The 17,583-nt window shown below is 67.6% G+C and carries 13 protein-coding genes; 8 read left to right on the top strand and 5 right to left on the bottom strand.

Features of this window, described 5'->3' with window-relative positions; genetic code table 11:
• The first annotated feature begins 11 nt into the window (after positions 1–11).
• Genes rffA through A3ES_RS0141475 form a run of 5 tightly spaced genes read left to right on the top strand, consistent with a single transcriptional unit; the run spans position 12 to position 6,932 of the window.
• Positions 12–1,169, top strand: coding sequence for a dTDP-4-amino-4,6-dideoxygalactose transaminase (rffA, locus tag A3ES_RS0141495; protein WP_020392753.1), 1,158 nt, complete (start codon positions 12–14; stop codon positions 1,167–1,169).
• Positions 1,166–1,930 carry an N-acetyltransferase gene (locus A3ES_RS0141490; protein ID WP_020392752.1) on the top strand — a complete coding sequence of 255 codons (765 nt, stop codon included), beginning with the start codon at positions 1,166–1,168 and terminating at the stop codon, positions 1,928–1,930. Before rffA ends, A3ES_RS0141490 begins: the two co-directional genes overlap by 4 nt.
• Before the next feature lie 37 nt (positions 1,931–1,967).
• Positions 1,968–4,289 carry a glycosyltransferase gene (locus tag A3ES_RS0141485; protein ID WP_026163687.1) on the top strand — a complete coding sequence of 774 codons (2,322 nt, stop codon included), beginning with the start codon at positions 1,968–1,970 and terminating at the stop codon, positions 4,287–4,289.
• Positions 4,289–5,119, top strand: coding sequence for a hypothetical protein (locus tag A3ES_RS0141480; protein WP_020392751.1), 831 nt, complete (start codon positions 4,289–4,291; stop codon positions 5,117–5,119). Before A3ES_RS0141485 ends, A3ES_RS0141480 begins: the two co-directional genes overlap by 1 nt.
• The gene (locus tag A3ES_RS0141475) at positions 5,112–6,932 is read left to right on the top strand and encodes a hypothetical protein (protein ID WP_026163686.1); all 1,821 of its coding nucleotides are present in this window, start codon (positions 5,112–5,114) and stop codon (positions 6,930–6,932) included. Before A3ES_RS0141480 ends, A3ES_RS0141475 begins: the two co-directional genes overlap by 8 nt.
• Before the next feature lie 993 nt (positions 6,933–7,925).
• On the opposite strand, the gene A3ES_RS0141470 is transcribed toward A3ES_RS0141475, so the two are convergent.
• Genes A3ES_RS0141470 through A3ES_RS0141455 form a run of 4 tightly spaced genes read right to left on the bottom strand, consistent with a single transcriptional unit; the run spans position 7,926 to position 11,998 of the window.
• The gene (locus A3ES_RS0141470) at positions 7,926–9,425 is read right to left on the bottom strand and encodes a class I SAM-dependent methyltransferase (RefSeq protein WP_237745191.1); all 1,500 of its coding nucleotides are present in this window, start codon (positions 9,423–9,425) and stop codon (positions 7,926–7,928) included.
• The gene (locus A3ES_RS50260) at positions 9,412–10,401 is read right to left on the bottom strand and encodes a glycosyltransferase family 2 protein (RefSeq protein WP_020392749.1); all 990 of its coding nucleotides are present in this window, start codon (positions 10,399–10,401) and stop codon (positions 9,412–9,414) included. The genes A3ES_RS0141470 and A3ES_RS50260 overlap by 14 nt, the downstream gene beginning before the upstream one ends.
• 23 nt (positions 10,402–10,424) lie before the next feature.
• Complete coding sequence (gene pseI, locus A3ES_RS0141460; protein ID WP_020392748.1) at positions 10,425–11,483, bottom strand: pseudaminic acid synthase; 1,059 nt, start codon at positions 11,481–11,483, stop codon at positions 10,425–10,427.
• Complete coding sequence (locus tag A3ES_RS0141455) at positions 11,480–11,998, bottom strand: GNAT family N-acetyltransferase (protein WP_020392747.1); 519 nt, start codon at positions 11,996–11,998, stop codon at positions 11,480–11,482. Before A3ES_RS0141455 ends, pseI begins: the two co-directional genes overlap by 4 nt.
• Positions 11,999–12,084: 86 nt before the next feature.
• Between A3ES_RS0141455 and A3ES_RS0141450 the strand changes: the two genes are divergently transcribed.
• Both A3ES_RS0141450 and A3ES_RS0141445 read left to right on the top strand, forming a co-directional pair.
• Positions 12,085–13,647 (top strand): glycoside hydrolase family 10-like protein, encoded by a 1,563-nt coding sequence (locus tag A3ES_RS0141450; protein ID WP_020392746.1) that lies wholly within the window; start codon positions 12,085–12,087, stop codon positions 13,645–13,647.
• A gap of 446 nt (positions 13,648–14,093) precedes the next feature.
• Complete coding sequence (locus A3ES_RS0141445) at positions 14,094–14,450, top strand: hypothetical protein (RefSeq protein ID WP_020392745.1); 357 nt, start codon at positions 14,094–14,096, stop codon at positions 14,448–14,450.
• A gap of 35 nt (positions 14,451–14,485) precedes the next feature.
• Here A3ES_RS0141445 and A3ES_RS0141440 read toward each other — a convergent pair whose 3' ends face one another.
• Positions 14,486–17,068, bottom strand: a complete 2,583-nt coding sequence (locus tag A3ES_RS0141440; protein WP_202806705.1) for a hypothetical protein — start codon at positions 17,066–17,068, stop codon at positions 14,486–14,488.
• A gap of 177 nt (positions 17,069–17,245) precedes the next feature.
• On the opposite strand from A3ES_RS0141440, the gene A3ES_RS54700 reads away from it, so the two are divergent.
• Positions 17,246–17,419, top strand: coding sequence for a hypothetical protein (locus tag A3ES_RS54700; RefSeq protein WP_020392743.1), 174 nt, complete (start codon positions 17,246–17,248; stop codon positions 17,417–17,419).
• The last annotated feature ends 164 nt before the right edge of the window (positions 17,420–17,583 follow it).

Below are 17,583 nucleotides of genomic sequence, written 5' to 3'. Positions count from 1 at the left end.
GCTGCGTCCTCATGCCGGAGCTGTCGCCGATCCCGTTCGTCAAGGCATACCTGGCGGGTGACGAGCTTGCCTACGTGAGCCAGTCCTTCACCTCCGCCGAGGTCACCGGTGACGGTCCTTTCACCGCCCGCGCGAGCGAGCTGATCACCAAGCTCACCGGCGGCATCGCGTCGCTGCTGACTACCTCGTGCACGCATGCGCTGGAGATGACCGCGCTGCTGCTCGGCCTCGCGCCGGGCGACGAGGTGATCATGCCGTCGTTCACGTTCGTCTCCACCGCGAACGCCTACGCGCTACGCGGCGCGGTACCGGTGTTCGTGGACATCCGGCCGGACACGCTCAACTTGGACGAGACCCAGCTGGAAGCCGCGATCACGGAGCGGACGAAGGCGATCGTGGTCGTCCACTACGCCGGAGTCGCGGCAGCCATGGACGAGTTGCTGGCCGTCGCGGCGAAGTACGGGCTGGCGGTGGTCGAGGACAACGCGCACGGTCTCGGCGGCTCGTACCGGGGACGCCCGCTCGGGTCCTTCGGGCTGATGGCGACGCAGTCGTTCCACGGGACCAAGAACGTGCACTGCGGCGAAGGCGGCGCGCTGGTGCTCAACGACGCCGACCTGGTCGCGCGGGCCGAGGTGATCCGGGAGAAGGGCACCAACCGGAGCCAGTTCTTCCGTGGTCAGGTGGACAAGTACCGCTGGGTCGACATCGGGTCCAGCTATCTCCCGGCCGACCCGCTGGCCGCCTTCCTGACCGCCCAGCTGGAACAGTTCGAGCGGATCCAGGCGCCGCGGCACACGATCTGGCAGCGGTACGACGAGGAGCTGGCGGTCTGGGCCGCGTCGCGCGGGGTCGGCGTACCGACCGTGCATGCCGAGTGCCAGCACCCGGCGCACCTCTACTACCTGCTGATGCCGTCGCATGACGACCAGCAGGGCCTGATCGCGCATCTGCGGGAGCTCAACATCACCGCGCCGTTCCACTACGTCCCACTGCACTCGTCGCCCGGCGGTGAACGCTTCGGTCGTGTCGCACCGGGCGGTTGTGAGGTCACGGAGCAGGTCAGCGGCAGGATCGTCCGGCTGCCGTTGTTCAGCCAGCTCACGTCAGAGGAGCAGACCCGCGTGATCGAGGGCGTCATCTCCTACAACCTGGTTGCAGCAGCATGAGCTGGTACGACGCACTGGAGGCGGGCGAGCTCACCAGTCGCCCAGGGGAGTACGAGTCAAAGCGTTTCGGCGTCTCGGTCGACCGCATCTCCGTCTCGGCTTCCTCCGGTACGCCGCTGGAGGAGGTGCTCGCCGCTGTCGACAAGTCCTCGGCCGACGTCGTCGTACTGCGCTATCCCGCCCGCGAGGTCAGCTGGTTCGCGTCACTCGCCAGTAGCTCGCGGACGGCGCTACTGGCCGACAGCCTCGTCTACTGGTCGCTCCCGGTCGGCAAGGGCCGCCGCCCGGCGCCACTGGCCGGGTTCAACGCGAAGCTGGAGAACGTGGTCGACGACGATCTCGTGGACGACCTGGTCGGCGACATCTTCGGCGACTACGGCAATCACTACTGCGCGAACCCGCTGTTCAAGCGAGCGGAGGCGCTGGCCGGCTACCAGGAGTGGGCGCGACGCAGTGTGGCCGACACCGGCGCAGTGGTGCTCCGTGGGCCTGACCGCCGAGTGCTGGCGCTGGCTACGATCGACCAGCAGCGGTCCTGGACCGAGGTCCAGCTTGCCGGCGTAGTACCGGCCGAGCAGGGCCGCGGGCGGTACGGGCATCTGCTCGCCGCGGTCGAGGACGCGAGCACGACCAGGCGGTTGGTGATCTCCACCCAGGGGCATAACACTGGTGTTCAGAGAGCCTGGGCTCGCTATGGGTTTGAACCTGTCCACACGCTGCTGACAGTGCACCTGGTAACCAACCGGTTACTGCTAGCATGACCGGCAGATCCGACTGAGCCGAGGAGATATCGCAGTAGTGACGCCGCGGCTGAGCGTGGTTGTGCCGTTCTACAACGTCGGGGACTACATCGAGGACTGCCTGGAATCGATCGCCCGGCAGACCTTCGCCGATTTCGAGGCGATCCTGGTCGACGACGGGTCCCCGGACGACAGTGCGGCCATCGCCAAGGACTTCTGCGGGCGCGACTCCCGGTTCCGGCTCGTCGAGCAGCACAACCAGGGGCTCGGACCGGCCCGCAATACCGGCGTACGGGATGCTCGCGGTGAGTACCTGACCTTCGTCGACAGCGACGACCTGGTCAGCCGGCACGGGTTCGAGCGGCTGATCGGGACGCTCGACGAGACCGGCTCCTGCCTGGCCGCCGGCAACGCGCGACGGTTCAACAACAGCGCCGGCGTCCGGCCGTCGTGGATCCACCGGCTGCCGTTCGCCAAGGACCGGATCGCGACGCACGTGATCGAGACGCCGGACCTGATCCTCGACCGGATGGTCTGGAACAAGGTCTATCGCCGGTCCTTCTGGGACGAGCACGGCTACGAGTTCCCCGCGATCCGGTACGAGGACTACCCGGTCACCCTGCAGGCCCATCTGGACGCGGTCACCGTGGACGCCCTCGCCGTGCCGGTCTACTACTGGCGTGAGCGCGAGTCGGGGGAGTCGATCACCCAGCAGAAGTTCCAGTTCGGCAACCTGGCCGACCGGGTGACGTCGGCGGAGCTGGTGCTGGACCTGATCGACTCCGGCCAGGCCGGGCTGGGCGAGATCAGGCGGCGGGTGCACTCGCACTTCACCCAGATCGACATGCTGACGCTGATGATGGCTTTCGGCGCCGTACCGGAGTCGGAAGAGCAGGAACTAGTGCTGCTGGCCTCGCGCTTCCTGGAGCGGCTGGACCGGTCAGTGCTCGCCCGTGCCCACGGCTACGACCGGCTGCAGCACGCGGCGCTGCGGGCGGGTGATGTCGACCTGCTTCGCCGGCTGGCGCACTTCCGGAACGAGGGCGGCCTGCGCGGTGGCGCTCGGGCGCTGCCGAAGCTGGGCAGGCGCAAGCAGTACGAGCACAACTACCCGGGTGTGCACGAGGCCAACACGGCGATCCCGCGGTCGCTCTACCAGTTGCCGGCGCGAGAGCTGACGCTGGCGACCACCGTGCAGGAAGTCGCATGGCGAGACGGCGGGCTCTCGGTGAAGGGCACGGCCGAGATCCGCCACTTGGCGACGGACGGGTCCTCGACCCTGCGGATCGCGCTGGTCATCGGCGGTGTCGAGACCCAGCTCGCGGTACGCCGGTACGCCGCGACCGACTCGCATGGCGACACGGCCCCGGTCGGGTTCGAGGTGCATCTCGACAAGCCGTTGCTGGCGAAGCTGGCCGAGACTGGCGCGCCGGCGCATTTCGCAGTACGGATGAAGTCGGGGAAATTGCGCCGGGAAGGCAAGCTGCGTGGGCAGAAGGCCGGCAGCCCGGGATGGCCGCCCGGCAACTGGATCTGCCCGAGCAGCTGGGTCCAGCCTGGGCCTGGTGCCGACGGAGCCTTCGTACTGCGCCGCATGGTCGACCCTTGCCGGTTAACCTCGGTCGAGCAGTTCGAAGACGCCCTCGTACTGCGGGGTCGCGTGCCGGCCGCGCTGGACAATCCCCGGTTGCAGCTGACCCGGCCGCTGTCGGGTCAGGACCAGGTGTTGTCTGTCGAACTGTCGAGCGACCGGCGGTTCAGTGTGCGGATCCCTTATGCACCGATCATCGCGGAGACGAACCCGGATGATCCGTTCAGCCAGCGCACCACTTGGGCGTTTCGGCTGGTGAGCAGCGACGGCATCGAGAAGTTGTTGCTGTGGACGGCCGAGGAGCAGGCCGCCAATCATCTGGAGCAAGGCCGGCTGGTCTCGCTGACTCGTTCCACCGGCGGCTACGTCAACCTGCACGAAGGGCCGGCCCGGCTGGTCGCCGAGCGGGCGCTGATTGTTGCTGAGAGCAATGAATTGCGGATCAGCGGGCCGTTGACCGACGTCACCCACAGCTTCAGCTGGCGCCGGTACCTGGACGATTCGGACGACCACCTGGACGTGGCCTGCCGCAGTACGCTGTCGGACGGGTTGTGGACGGCGGCGGTCAAGTTGCCGGCGCTGATCCCGGCCAACCCGGTAGCGCACGCGGTCGATCCGCTGGCGAGTCTGGCGGACTGGGTGCTGTTCGCGGTCGCCGCCGACGGTTCGGCCCAGGCGGTGCAGTGCGAGCCGTTCCTGGCCAGCCGGTTGCCGCTGGTGATCGAGCAGGACGGCCACATGCTGGGTGTACGACCGCACGCAGGCACTCTTCACGTCGAGGTTCGCTGATGCATCACCACAACCACTACTACGGCCAGGCGCACATCCTGGCCCGGTACGCCGGGCTGAACGACGAGCACCCGCCTCGCCTGCGCGGCTATCTCCAGCACGGCTGGAACATCGGCGACGGCTGGAACCCGGTGCACGAGTTCTTCGACGGAGCCTGGCGCTTCACCTGGAGCGACGCGCCGCGGCGTCGCGGGCATGCGCTGGGACGCCGGAACTACCACAGCATCGGCGCGCCATTCCTGTACCTGCTGGATCTCGAGCCTTCGCTGGGCGTTGTGCCGGAGGAGGAACGGGAGGGGACTTTGTGGTTCCTCTTCCATGGCTGGGAAGGCGGCAAGATCGAGGGCGATCACAAGCGCCTGATCGACGAGATCCGCGAGACGGAGCCCGGTCCGGTCACGTTCAGCCTGTACTACACGGAGTACGACCGGCCGGAGATCCGGAAGTCGTACGAGGACGCGGGCTTCCGGGTGGTGTCGTTCGGGCGGCGGGGTTTCTCCTACGAGGGCACGGATCCGCGCTTCCTCTACAAGCAGCTCGCGGAGTTGCGCAAGCACAAGCGGGTGGCGGCGAACCGGCTGTCGACCGCGGTCTTCTACGGGATCGCCGCGGGCTGCGAGCCGGCCGTGTACGGCGACCCGATGCAGATGGCGGGCGAGAACCCGCTCTTCGGCGGCGAGGCGCGGATCGCGCGGCTGTGGCCGGAGCTGCTCGGCAAGGAGATCGACCTGGCGGCCGCGCGGGCGACCACCGAGCTGGAACTGGGCGTGCCGTGGCTGATGCCGCCCGCCGAACTGCGGATGTTGTTCGATTGGAGAGAGCGTGTCTGACAACCAGCTGGCCGTCGAGGTGGTTCGCGGTGAAATGCAGCCGTGGAGCGACTACAACGGCAAGCGCGGGGCAGTCGGGGGTCCGGTGCTCCGGGCCCTGCTGAACGACGTACTGCCTGCTGGGGCACGCACGTTGATCATCGGTCCGCATGCGGCCGACCTTGTCTCTGTAGTTGTCGACAAGGCGTCGTCGGCGACCATGCTGGTCCGCTCGGTTTCGGACGCTACCGGGCTGGCCGAGCAGTTCGCCGACCTGGATGTGGTCGCGGGCGCACTCGACGGCCTCACCGGTACGACGTACGAGGTCGTCGTCGCCGTCGACGGGCTGGACCGGGTGCTCGGCTACGACAGCGACGACCTGTCCTGGCCGCAGCGACTGGATGCACTCGCCGAACTCTGCACGCCTTCCACTGTCCTGATCCTGGGCCTGGAGAACGAGTTCGCCCTGACCACGTTGCTGGACCGCCGCCCGCCGGCCGAGCGTCACGGCGACGACGAGTGGCGCCCCCTCCACGACGACCCAACCCGCCCAGTCTCCCCAGTACAACTGGCGTCGGAGCTAGCGCGAGTCGGCCTGCCGCTCCAAACCGTCTACTCGTCCTTTGCCGACAACACGTTGCTAGCCGTAGACGTGGCCGCAGCCGCCCGCCCAGGTTCGCTACCTGCCCGGCTGGCAACCGAGGCACTGGAGGCAACCGATGTCCCGCTCCTTGCGCCAATCGCCGAGGGTGTCGAGTCCGCATCCCGCGCGGGTCTATTGGCCTCGACCTCAACGGGCTGGCTGGCGATCACAGGCGCTCCCCTCCAGCACGCGATCTACACCGAGACCGGCCCAGGCGTCCTGACGGCAACCCGCGCCGACGACGGCTGGTCGACGACCACCCAGCCCTCCACCACCACGGGCACCCCAGGTGTCCTGCCCTCCGGCGCCAACGGAGCCCATGGCGCGCTGCCCTCTGGCACTCCGACTTCCGGCGCTCCGGCAACCGGCGAAGCCGGTGCAGCCGGGGGCCCGGCCGCCTTCGGCGCGGCCCCGACCCCCCGCCTTTCAGTCCGTGATGTTTCCTTCGACGGTTCTGCTATTCCTTCTGTCGTCTCCGGTGGGATCAGCGTCGAGACGGTCCTTCTTCGTCTGGCAGCCGCCGAAGACGTGCCCGCCTTCCGCGCGCTCGCCGAACGCCTCGGCGAGTGGGCGCTCGCGCAGACCGGCCAGTTGGTGCTGCGGTGGGACGACATCATCGTCGACGGCGACTCGTTCTCCTTTGGCGTCTCCGGCTGGGTCGCCGAGGCGAGCCGGAACGACCTGCTGGCCGCCGCTTGGCAGCGGTTCCACGACAGGCTGATCAACACCCACCGTCGCCACCCCTGGCCACCGTGGATGGTCGGCGACGACCTCGTCACCAGCTGGCTGGCGATGTCCGGTCTACCTGACACACGGGTTGCCCGAGGCAAGGAGCTGGTCGGCGCGCTGGCGGTTGCGCTCGGGACTGTGGAGACGCCTGCCCCCGACGTACGGACCGCGCTGGCGGATGCCGAGCGCGCCAAGCAGGAACTGGTCGAGCTGAAGGGTCACGTGTTCGGGCTGGAGCGCACGCTCGGGTTCCGCGACAAGGCGCTCAAGACGCGCGAGACCCGGATCCGCGAGATGCGGCTTCAGGTGCAGAAGGCCAACGCCGAACGCACCCGCTTCCGCAACTCCCGAGCCTTCGCCGCCGCCACGCTGATCCGCAAGGCGGCGACCATCCGCAACCCCCGCCAATTCGCCGGCAAAGTCAAGCGCCGCCTCAAAAAGCAACTACGCAACCGCTTCTAGCCCCGCAGTCGAGGTTCGTGCAGCACGACCTACGGCTGCAGTACCAGCCTGTACCCAAGTCGAGCAACCGCGCGCGGCGGCGTCCAGCAAGGTCGTGTACGAGGTCTCGCACCTGCCGTCCCGATCCCCGTCAGGCCAACAGCCCCCGATCATTCGCCCCCTTTTGACGGTTCTTCTCACCTGGCCCGGGCATCGGGGCTTTGAGCATGTACCCCCAGGCGGCCGATCCGATTCACCATGGCTCCGAGAGTGGGTGAAAGGGGGCGAATGATCACAAGGGGTGGCGCGGAATCGCAGGCAGGTGAAGATCAGGGCCGGCTACCTCGTACACCACCCCGCTGGACTTGACCCGGAGGAGCCTGCGTCCCAGCCGCCGCTGGTACTGCGAGCGGCGCCGCGCGACTGCCGAAGCACCGGGCCGTTCCCGATCTCCGCGGACCGCCAGCACTCACAAACCTCGGCTGGCAGCCCTCGCACAGGCTCAGCAGTCAGCTGAAGATGGGGCTGACGGGTGGTTTGTGAGTGCTGGCGGTCCGGGAACACCACCCAACATCACAAACTCCGGCTGTAGGACGAGCCCGTGCGCAAAGTCGACCACACCTCGCCATCCGGGCAGCAAAATCCTCCCCGGACCGATTCATCAGCCGTACCCCAGCTAGCTCCCCGACACCCGGTCCGTGGGCTCCACCCTGCTTCGTGGGGTTCGCCCTGCTTCGTGGGGTTCACTTCGCTTCGTAGGGTTCGCCCCTTGGTAGACCGATGGGCGGACCCCTCGAGGAGGCGTGGACCCCACCGAGGCGTTTCCGTCAGCGGCTCCGGGGAGGCATTTAGCCTTGTGGGCGGCGAAAATCCGCCTCAGTTCCAGCGAAAATCCTCCCCAACCCCCACCCCGCCGTCCTCGCCAATCGACAGGCATGCAAGCGGGGATCCGGGCCGTCACGAAACTCTGGCTGTAGTGCTGGTGCGGCGTGGCGGATGGTCCGGTTCGGTGCGCTAACGGCGGGCGATCAGCAGTTGGTGGGTGTCCGGCCAGTCGACCGTGTCGCCGGTGACCGTGCTGAGTGACGCGACCGGCGCGATCCGGTTGTTGATCACCCAGTCGTTGCGCCAGGCCTTCGACGCGGGGTCGATCGTGAAGCCTGCCCGCTTCGCGACCTCCGACCAGCCGGCGAAGTTGAGCCCGCAGAACTGCTCATGAGTCTCACTCAGCCAGTTGTCGACATAGTCCTTGCGGGTCAGGAAGTCCATCGCGTCAGCCAACCGGAGTACCAGCTTGCCGTCGCGTTCGGAGTACTCGAAAGGCACCGACGCATTCCGCCGGAAGTCCTGAGCGAACTGGAAGAACCGCGCCCGGGTGGACAACTTGGAGATGTACGCCGCCGGCTCCGCCAACGCCTCCAACTCCACCGGCCCGTCCGGATTCGCCCCATCGCTGTCATCCAGCTCCAGTACTACGCTCCGCTCCGGCTCGCCCGGTCCGCAGACGTCGGAGTTGACCCACACCCCACCCGGCGCCGTGTGCGCGAACAACGCGTCAGCGAACCGCTGCACGGTCGCCGGCCGCGACCCGTCGGCGTACGACCAGATCTCGTGCGTCAACGCGAGCGTGAGCGTGCTGTCGATCGAGCGCGCCGGGAAGACGGCCGAGCCGAGCATGTTGCGCTGGTAGAAGTAGACGTTCGGGTTGTGGAAGAGCCCCTGCTCCTTCTTGTGCACGCATTCGGCGTACAGGTGCCGCGCGACCTCGACCCCGATCAGGTCCGACTCGTGGAAGCGCGGGTCGGCGTCGATCAGTTGCAGCGTGGCGCCGGTCGCACAGCCGATGTCGAGGATGCGCCCGGGCCGGACGAAGTCCTTGATCTGCAGCCATTTGCGGTCGGCCGCGGTCTCGAAGGCGTCGGCGTAGGTCTTGTAGTCGCGGGTGGTGGTGAGCCCGCCGTCGTCGCCGACCACCGGATCGTTCACGCAGCGCCGGATGTGTGCGTCGAGATGGTAGCGATCGAAGACGTCGACGGTCGCCGGATGCGCCAGCTTGCGCCAATCATCATTGCCCTCAGCAACCATGAGCAGGACGTCCCACGGTCGGTGCTGGTCATCGGGCTCGACGCCGACCACCTGATAACCCAGCTGCTCGTAGAGCTTGGCGACCTCCGGCGTCGAGCACGCGACCAGGGTGTTGGACGGATCGAGCTGGACCTGATCGTCCGTACCCGCCTCGACGGCCTTGATCGTCACGTCGGCGAAGTCGTCCGTCGGCGGCGTGTCGACCACGCCGATCACCAGCGACCGGATCCCGACCGCCACGCTGAGCCGCTCGATCGCGGCCTCGCGCCGGTCGAAGGGCACCGGGTTGCGCTTGGTCGTGTGGTGGTTGGCCGACGTGACCGCCCAGACGATCGTCGCGTCGTACCGGCGCAGGAACTCGGCCTGGAACCGGGTCAGGACGTGATGCCGCCCAGGGAACAGCACGTACTCCATGTCAGTCAGCCTCACGCTTGATGTCAGCCTCACGCTTGATGTCGGGCTCGCTCTTGATGTCGGGGTGGGCGTCCACGTCGGTGCGCTCGCGGATCACGTACGTCGGCCGGCCCATCGCCCCCGAGTGCAACCGCCCGATGTACTCACCCAGGACGCCGAGCGCGAGCATCTGCGCCCCGGAGAACAACGCGACCATCGACGCGATCGTGGTGAACCCGGCCACCGTCGTCGCGCCGGTCACGTACTTGACGATGATCACGCCGAACAGCCCGACGCCGAAGACCGCGCAGATGAACCCGAGATAGCCGACCAGCCGCAGCGGCTCCACGGAGTACCCGGTGATCAGCGTCAGCGCGTGCTTCATCAGCATCCAGGTCGTGTAGTTCGACTGCCCGATCGTGCGCGGATCCATCCGGACGGTGGTCCGCGCGATCCGCGTGGTCGACCAGGACAACGCCACATCCACCGAGGCGTGCGGCCCGTCCAGCCCGTCGAACCCGTCCCGCAGGAAGGTCCGGAAGGCCCGGAACGCGCTGATCGACCGCGCGTCCCGCACCGACATCGCGGAGGCCATCGCCCCCTTCACCAGTCGCGACGAGAAGCTCCGCGCGAGCCCGTGCTCCTCGTCGGCCGGTACGCCGTACACGAGGTCGACGTCGTCGGTCAGCGCCCGCAACAACACCGGCACCTGATCCGCGGGATGCTGCAGGTCGTCGTCCATCGTGACGACCACCTCGTACCGCGCGTTCCGCACCCCGGCGATCAGCGCGTTGTGCTGCCCGTAGTTCCGGGCCAGCCGCATCGCCCGCGCTTCCGGATACTTGTTCGCCAACTCACTGGCCACCTGCCAGGTGTCGTCCGGACTCCCGTCCACCACTAGCACGATCTCGAACCCGCTGGTGACCGCCGGCAGCACCTGCACCAAGTCGTCGACCAGTTGGGGAAGGGTCGCAGCCGATCGGTAACACGGCACGACGACGGAGACGAGCACGACCAGACCTTTCGGGAAAGTGGTTAGAGAAGGTCCCAGGTCAACGGGGTACCAGCTGGGGCGTCGGTGCGGAAGGGGCGGCCTTCGACGGTGGTGTAGGCGTCGGGTGGGAGGCCGCCGGCTGGGCGGACCGAGCGGACGTTGTCGGGGGCAACCTTTTCGCCGGCGGTGACGTCGCGGGTGACGTAGAGCGAGCGGCGGAAGCGCAGGACGTTCTGTTCGGCTTGCTTCGGGCCGATCACCGGTTCGCCGAGGGCCTCGTGGGCGATGGTGGTGCCTTCGACCAGTGCTCTGACCTCGTGGGGTTCCAGCGAGAACGCCGAGTCGACGCCACCGTCGGAGCGGGACAGGGTGACGTGCTTTTCGATCACGGTCGCGCCGAGGGCGACCGCTGCGATCGAGGCGCCGATCCCCATCGTGTGGTCCGACAGGCCGACCTGGACGCCGAGCGCATCGCGGAGTACCGGGATTCCGCGCAGGTTCGACTGGTCGGCGGGGGCCGGGTAGCTCGCCGTACAGGAGAGCACGACGAGCTGTTCGTTGCCGGTGGATCGGGCCGCGCGGACGGCCGCGTCGATGTCGGTCAGCGTCGCCGAGCCGGTGGAGATGATGATCGGCTTCCCGGTCGCCGCCATCGCGCGGACCAGCGGCAGGTCGCCGATCTCGTTCGACGCGACCTTGTAGCCCGGCACGTCGAGCTTCTCCAGCATCTCGATCGCGGTCAGGTCGAACGGTGACGCGAAGGCGACCATGCCGAGCGAGTTCGCCAGCTCGAACAGCGGCTCGAACCATTCCCACGGCGTGTGCGCTTCTTCGTACAGCTGGTGCAGGTGCCGGTCGGCCCACAACTTGTGGTCGCCCGGCAGCCGGAACGCGGGCAGGTCGACGTCGAGCGTCATCGTGTCAGCGGTGTAGGCCTGCAGCTTCAGTACCTGGGCGCCGGTGTCGCCCATCGCCCGGACGATCTCCTTGGCCCGCTCGAAGTCGCCGTTGTGGTTGCCCGACATCTCCGCGATCACCACCGGCCGGTGCTCGGGGCCGATCGGAACCCCGCCGAAGTCGATGGTCCTGGTGGCGCTCATTTGGTCCCCTTCGGCTTGCGCCGGTTGTCCCTGGTCAGCTTGATCGGCAGCACGGTGAGCTCGCGCCCATCGGCGTACCGGAGTTCCGGCTCGCCCTCGGTGAACCGGAACCGCCGGTTCATCTGCCGTACCACGGTGTTGTGCTCGAGCACCTCGCCGGTCAGCTCGGCCAGCCCGAGGGTGTCGAAGGCGTAGCCGGTGGCCTCCTTCATCACCTCGATCCAGGCGGGCAGCGTCTCGCCGCGCTCGCCCAGCCCGTCGGCGTCGAGGAAGAATCCCCAGGCTCCGGTGTTCGACGTCGGGTCGAGGTCGAAGAAGCTCACTACGCCGGCGGTCCGCCCGTCGCGTTCGTAGATCAGCACCCGGCGGGTGGGGTCGACGCTGGCCTTGGCCCACCAGCCGGCGTGCTCGTCGGCGGAGATCTCGTGCGCGGTGATGCTCACGTCGCGGTTGGCCTGCTGGTTGCGCAGAGCGCGGATAGTGTCGACGTCGTCGTCCGTCGCCTGGCGCAGCATGGGCCAACCGTACCGACCTCTTCTACGCCGGGCCCAACTGTGTAACTATCTTTCGACCTCATCAACGAAATCAGTCGGAGAGTGACATGAGAGCCTGGCGGATCGTGGGCCTTGTCAGCGCGTCAGTCGGCCTCCTGGCCGGCGCCCTAACAGGTCCGGCGGCGGCCGGACCACCGTCCGGCGAGGCGGCTTCGTCCTGTACTGCGAACCCGAGTACTCCGCTGCGGCAGTTCCGCGCGAGCTGGGTGGCCTCGGTGGTCAACATCGACTGGCCCTCGAAGACCGGGCTGACGGCCGAGCAGCAGAAGGCCGAGCTGGTCGGCTGGTTCGACGATGCGGTCCGGCAGCGCCACAACGCGGTTATCCTGCAGATCCGCCCGACCGCCGATGCCTTCTGGCCGTCGAAGGTGGAGCCCTGGTCGCGGTACCTGACCGGCGTACAGGGTGGTGACCCTGGCTATGACCCGCTGGCCTTCGCCGTCGCCGAGGCGCACAAGCGCAACCTGGAGCTGCACGGCTGGTTCAACCCGTACCGGCTCTCGATGGGTACCAACCTCAACGCGCTGGTCCCGACGCACCCGGCCCGGCTGCACCCGGACTGGGTGGTCACGTACGGCGGGAAGCTCTACTACAACCCGGGCATCCCGGCGGCGCGCAAGCTGGTCGAGGACGCCATCATGGACGCCGTCTCGAACTACGACCTCGACGGCGTGCACTTCGACGACTACTTCTACCCGTATCCGGTGGCGGGTCAGGTGTTCGACGACGCGGCCACCTATGCGCAGTACGGGGCCGGTTTCCCGACTGTGGCGGAGTGGCGGCGGAACAACATCAACCTGTTGATCCAGGAGATCCAGCAGCGGATCAAGGCGGCCAAGCCGTGGGTGAAGCTCGGCATCTCGCCCTTCGCTGTCTGGCGCAACAAGGGGACGGATCCGCTGGGCTCTGACACCACTGCCGGCGTACAGACTTATGACGACCTTGCTGCGGACACCCGGCGCTGGGTTCGCGAGGAGTGGATCGACTACATCGTTCCGCAGGTTTACTGGGCGGGCGGGTTCGCTCCGGCCGACTACAACAAGATCGTGCCGTGGTGGGCCGAGCAGGTCCGCGGTACCGACGTGCATCTCTACATCGGGCAGGCGACTTACAAGGTCGGTACGTCGACGCAGTCGCCTGACTGGTCGGATCCGGCCGAGCTGAGCGATCACCTAGCCTTCAACACCACTGTGCCCGAGGTGAAGGGCGACATCTTCTTCTCCGCCAAGGATGTCCGCACCGATCGACTCGGAGCGACCAGCTTGCTCAACAGCACCTGGTACACGCGCCCAGCGCTCGTCCCGGCGATGCCGTCGCTCGATGCCCGAGCACCGCTGCCGGTACACAGGTTGCGCGCGGACCGGACGAGCGCCGGCGTCAGCCTCCAGTGGAAGGCAACCTCAGCCGACACCACGTCGTACGCGATCTACCGCCGCGACCTGACAGCAGGCGACTGGTGCCCCGACAACGACGCCCGCAACCTGCTCACCACCCTGCGCGGCAACACCTTCGTCGACACAACAGCCGTCAAGGGCCACCACTACCTGTACTCCGTAACAGCCCTAGACCGCGCCCACAACCAAAGCCTCCCGCTACCAACCGTCAGCTGATCTGTCCCGACCGACAGGACATAGTCCCCGTTTCGCGGCCGGATACCGCTCCCGTGAGCGTGGCACCGGCCCGAACACCCGACTATGTCCTGTCGGTCGGCACAACCAGCCCAGGCGTCTGCGCTGCCAACCGTCGATATCTCCGCCGGGCCTTCGCCGGGCCCCCGGACGTCCAGCCCATCAATCGCCCGCCCATCGAGGTCCCGGGCGATCGTCGTGAGCGTGGGATCCCGGTTGCGGGGCGGGATTGATGGCTTTGGTGTCCGCCCCGGTGTCTGCGACGAGACCAGAGCCTGCCCATTCCGGTCGTCAGGTGAATGTTGCGGCGGGTCGGCGGTTGTATTTCAGTTCAGTCGCTTTGATGGCATTCTAATTGTTTGGGTCTTTTGGGCGCGGGTCCTTAGTTTCGGTGCTGGGAATTCACCACCGAAATGAAGGGTGTTCATATGATCAAGAAGACATTGCTGCGGGCGGCGCTGACCGGCGCGCTGGTGGCGACTTCGGTTGTGGGGTTGTCGACGACGGCCTCGGCGGGGTCGAACGGGTGCGTGTGGATCGGGTTCGACGGCGACGGCCGGGTGGTCACCCAGCACCAATCCGGTTGTGTCTCCGGGACCTACCACATGGACATCTTCTACCCGGGCGTGCATGACTCCAGCGGTGCGTACACCTGGAACGGCGGCATCCGTCGCACGACCTGGAACCGCATCCCGGCCAGAGGCACGAAGGTCTGTGCGCAGGTTTGGCGGCACAAGTCCGACGGCAGTTATGAAAGCGGCGGACTGCCGTGTGAGACGCGGTAGTTCTTCCCTTTGAGCCGCCGCGGCTGGCGCCGATGCTAGGGCTGAGGCGTTCCGGTGGTCGGCGGCGTAAAGCTGGATGAGGGGGACCCACCAGGTGTCTGCGACGGGAAACCGCCAGGCGTCTGAGTGGGGAACCCGCCGGGAGTCTGTGTCGGGAACCCGCCGGGAGTCTGCGACGGAAAGCCTCCCGGCGTCTGCGACGGCGTCCCACTGGGCGTCTGAGTCACGCAGGGGCTAGGCGTCTGCGACGGAACCCCGCCAGGCGTCTGAGTCGGCAAGCCGCCAGGCGTCTGGGTGGGGAAGCCGCTGGGAGTCTGGGTGGGGAAGCCGCTGGGAGTCTGGGTCGGGAAGCCGGTGGGGGTTTGGGATGGCGAGCCGCTAGGCGTCTGGGACGGGGTTTGGGTTGGGCAAGGGGATTGGGGTGGGAAGGGGGCACCGGTCGGCGGTGGGTAGAGCTGGAAGACGCGGACTGTGCCGTAGTGGAAGCGCAGTTGGGACAGGCGCTCCAGTTCCTTCGGCGGCGTGCCCACTCGCTCGTCCGCCAGCAACCACTGCACCCCGTACTTCGTCCGCAGCGTCTCCAGTACCTCCCTGGTCGGCGCGGTGAAAGCCTCGTCGTTGAGCCGTCGCCGCGCCGGATCCCAGTAGGACCCCTGGACCTTCTCGTCGGCCGCATAGCTGTCGTCGATCCGCTGCGTATACGCCCAGCCCTGCACCAGCACCCGCCGCTCGGCATAGCCGGCCAGCCAGTACGACCCGGTCAGGCAGCGATCCGCGCCCGCTTCGCGGCAGTGGATGTTCGTGGCGATCAGATCGTTCGGCCCCGAGTTTCGCCGGATGAAGCGCGCGGCCTCGATCCCGCCTGGCGCGATCGACTCGTACGCCGTGAGCGCGGGCGTGGCGAACTCCCTCAGCGATCCCATCGTCGGCGAGACCGTCAGCCCCAGCACGACCGCGACCGCGAAGACGGCCCACATCCGTCGCTTGAGGCGCAACAGCAACCCGAAGGTGCCTGCACCGATGACAGCGATGACCAGTGCGACCACCAACGGCTGTCCGAAACAGCTCGCGGTCGTGCACGAGTCCTCCGAGCGGTATCGCCCCCAGTAGATCGCGGCAGCTCCGATGAGCAGTGCTGGCGCGGCGACGTAGTACTGCTTGCGGTCGAGCGACCCCAGACCCCAGGTGGCGAGCAAGATGCCGTAGATGAAGCCAGTGCGGACGAAGAACACCTGCGTCTGACCAGCGTCGTACAGAAGACCCGCTGCGATGACTGCGCCGATCAGGCCGGCCAGCAGCATCACCACCATCGGGTCGCGAGGTAGTCGCCGCCGGATCAACAAGGCACCGCTAGCGGGTAGCAGCCAGCCGAGCACCACGATCGCTGCGATCACCACCAGGGCTTCGGTGGTGTGCAGTTCGGTCATCACATCCATCATGTGCCGGAAGGTCCTGGCCGGCTGGAACTCGATGTCGGACGCCTTGCCGCGCAGTACTACGAAGAAGCTGAAGGCGTAGCAGGCCGCGACACCTGCCCCGAGCACGAGCCCTCGCAGGTTGATCCGGCCGGACTGCACCGTGAGGTAGACCCACGCGGCAGCTAGCCCGACGGCGTACACAGGTAGGGCCGAGGCCTTGGTCGCGGAGAGCGCAGCGAGGAGCACAGCGGCTGCGACGAGCATGCCGATGACCTGGGCACGTGTGTTGGTGGGCTTCCGGCGGAGGAGCATCGCGGTGACGGCTAGCAGCGGCAGCATCAGCACTGTGGAGAAGGCCTGTGACGGGTTGGTCAGCTGACCCATCGAGAACGGGCTGTCGTTGAACAGTCGCGCATCAACCGCCCACGGCCACGCAGCGAGATCCCCAGCGGCCACTGTCAGGCCAGCGGCGATCGGAGCCGCCACAGCGCGACCGGTCAGTACGACGCCGACCGCTGCCGCGCCAAGGACGGTCAGCAGGAGGAAGGCGAAAGGCGCCATCCGCTGCGTCAGTACGTCGAGCTCCACGCTCGTGATCCAGTGCGCCGACGCCAGGTGGTCGTAGACGGCGAAGTGGTTGGTGAGCGGTCGGCCGGATGCGTAGGGGAGCTGCGGCGGGAAGTGATGAGTCAGCTCACCCGCGAGCGACAGGTTGCGGGCCGCGTCCGAGTCCGACCGCAGTGCCGCGGGGCCGTCGACGGGGATCAGTTGCGAGCCGACGCGGACGAACCAGGCCGCGACCACTCCGACGGCGACCATCACGCCGACCATCGCCCACCAGGGTGTCGGCTTCACCGGCAGCTTGGCTCGTGGGATCGCCCGGAAGACACCCATCGCCAGGGCCGGCATCACCAGGGCGGCCAGTGGGATGTCGAAGTACCGGCCGATGGGGTAGACCAGCGCTTCCACCGCCAGGCCGAACGCAGTACCGAGAGCGGCGTCGACGGTGAACCAGCCGGTGCCGCCGGTCAGCCGCCGCCAGAACAGCGTGCCCGGGATGGCGATCACGATCAGCAGATAGCCGAGGTAGGCCCCGGCCATCCACGGCGCGTGATCCTGCAGGGCGATGAACCAGGCGAGCGGAAGCACGGGCAGGCTCACCATCGCGGCAAGCCGCATCGCCCGTCCTGGTCTCGTCATACCGGTCCTCTCAGTCGCGTCCTCGCACACGGAAGAGAGCCCCGGACGACGAAAAGTTCCCTACGGCTGCCAAATCGGGCCCCAGTGTATGAGCCGTTTACCCAGCGACCCACCGCGCCTACACTGAGTAGGCGAACTCCCTCTGGTCCGTCACACAGCGCACGGGAGGTCACGAGCATGCCTGCCCAGCACATCGCGGGATTGCCGGTCGAAGAGATTCTGCTGGCCGCGTTCGCCGCCGCCACCCCGATGATCGCGCTGATCGGCTGGGAAATCCGGGACCGCGTCCGGCGGTTGCGGCGCAAACTCTCCAAGCCGGCGGCACCAGCCGTCCAAGAAGAGGTCCAGTAGACGGTGCCCCGGCCTGCCCGACAGCCGAGGGCATGTCTGGCATGCCCTGCGTGCTGCGCGGCACTCGGCACGGCACCTCGCCGCACTGGAGCAAAGGCCACGATGGAAAAACATCGAGGCCTTCACTCCAGCACGCCGAGCTACCGCACCGAGCACCTGCTCGC

It is taken from the genome of Kribbella catacumbae DSM 19601 (assembly GCF_000372465.1).
Taxonomy (GTDB): Bacteria; Actinomycetota; Actinomycetes; order Propionibacteriales; family Kribbellaceae; genus Kribbella; species Kribbella catacumbae.
The sequence above is the reverse complement of the archived record's forward strand: the minus strand, read 5'-3'. Positions and strand labels throughout refer to the sequence as shown.

Coding starts and splice junctions, on each gene's coding strand:
- A3ES_RS54700 (WP_020392743.1), top strand. CDS start 17,246: ATGCCTGCCCAGCACATCGCGGGATTGCCGGTCGAAGAGATTCTGCTG.
- A3ES_RS0141440 (WP_202806705.1), bottom strand. CDS start 17,068: ATGACGAGACCAGGACGGGCGATGCGGCTTGCCGCGATGGTGAGCCTG.
- A3ES_RS0141445 (WP_020392745.1), top strand. CDS start 14,094: ATGATCAAGAAGACATTGCTGCGGGCGGCGCTGACCGGCGCGCTGGTG.
- rffA (WP_020392753.1), top strand. CDS start 12: ATGCCGGAGCTGTCGCCGATCCCGTTCGTCAAGGCATACCTGGCGGGT.
- A3ES_RS0141490 (WP_020392752.1), top strand. CDS start 1,166: ATGAGCTGGTACGACGCACTGGAGGCGGGCGAGCTCACCAGTCGCCCA.
- A3ES_RS0141450 (WP_020392746.1), top strand. CDS start 12,085: ATGAGAGCCTGGCGGATCGTGGGCCTTGTCAGCGCGTCAGTCGGCCTC.
- pseI (WP_020392748.1), bottom strand. CDS start 11,483: ATGAGCGCCACCAGGACCATCGACTTCGGCGGGGTTCCGATCGGCCCC.
- A3ES_RS0141455 (WP_020392747.1), bottom strand. CDS start 11,998: ATGCTGCGCCAGGCGACGGACGACGACGTCGACACTATCCGCGCTCTG.
- A3ES_RS0141480 (WP_020392751.1), top strand. CDS start 4,289: ATGCATCACCACAACCACTACTACGGCCAGGCGCACATCCTGGCCCGG.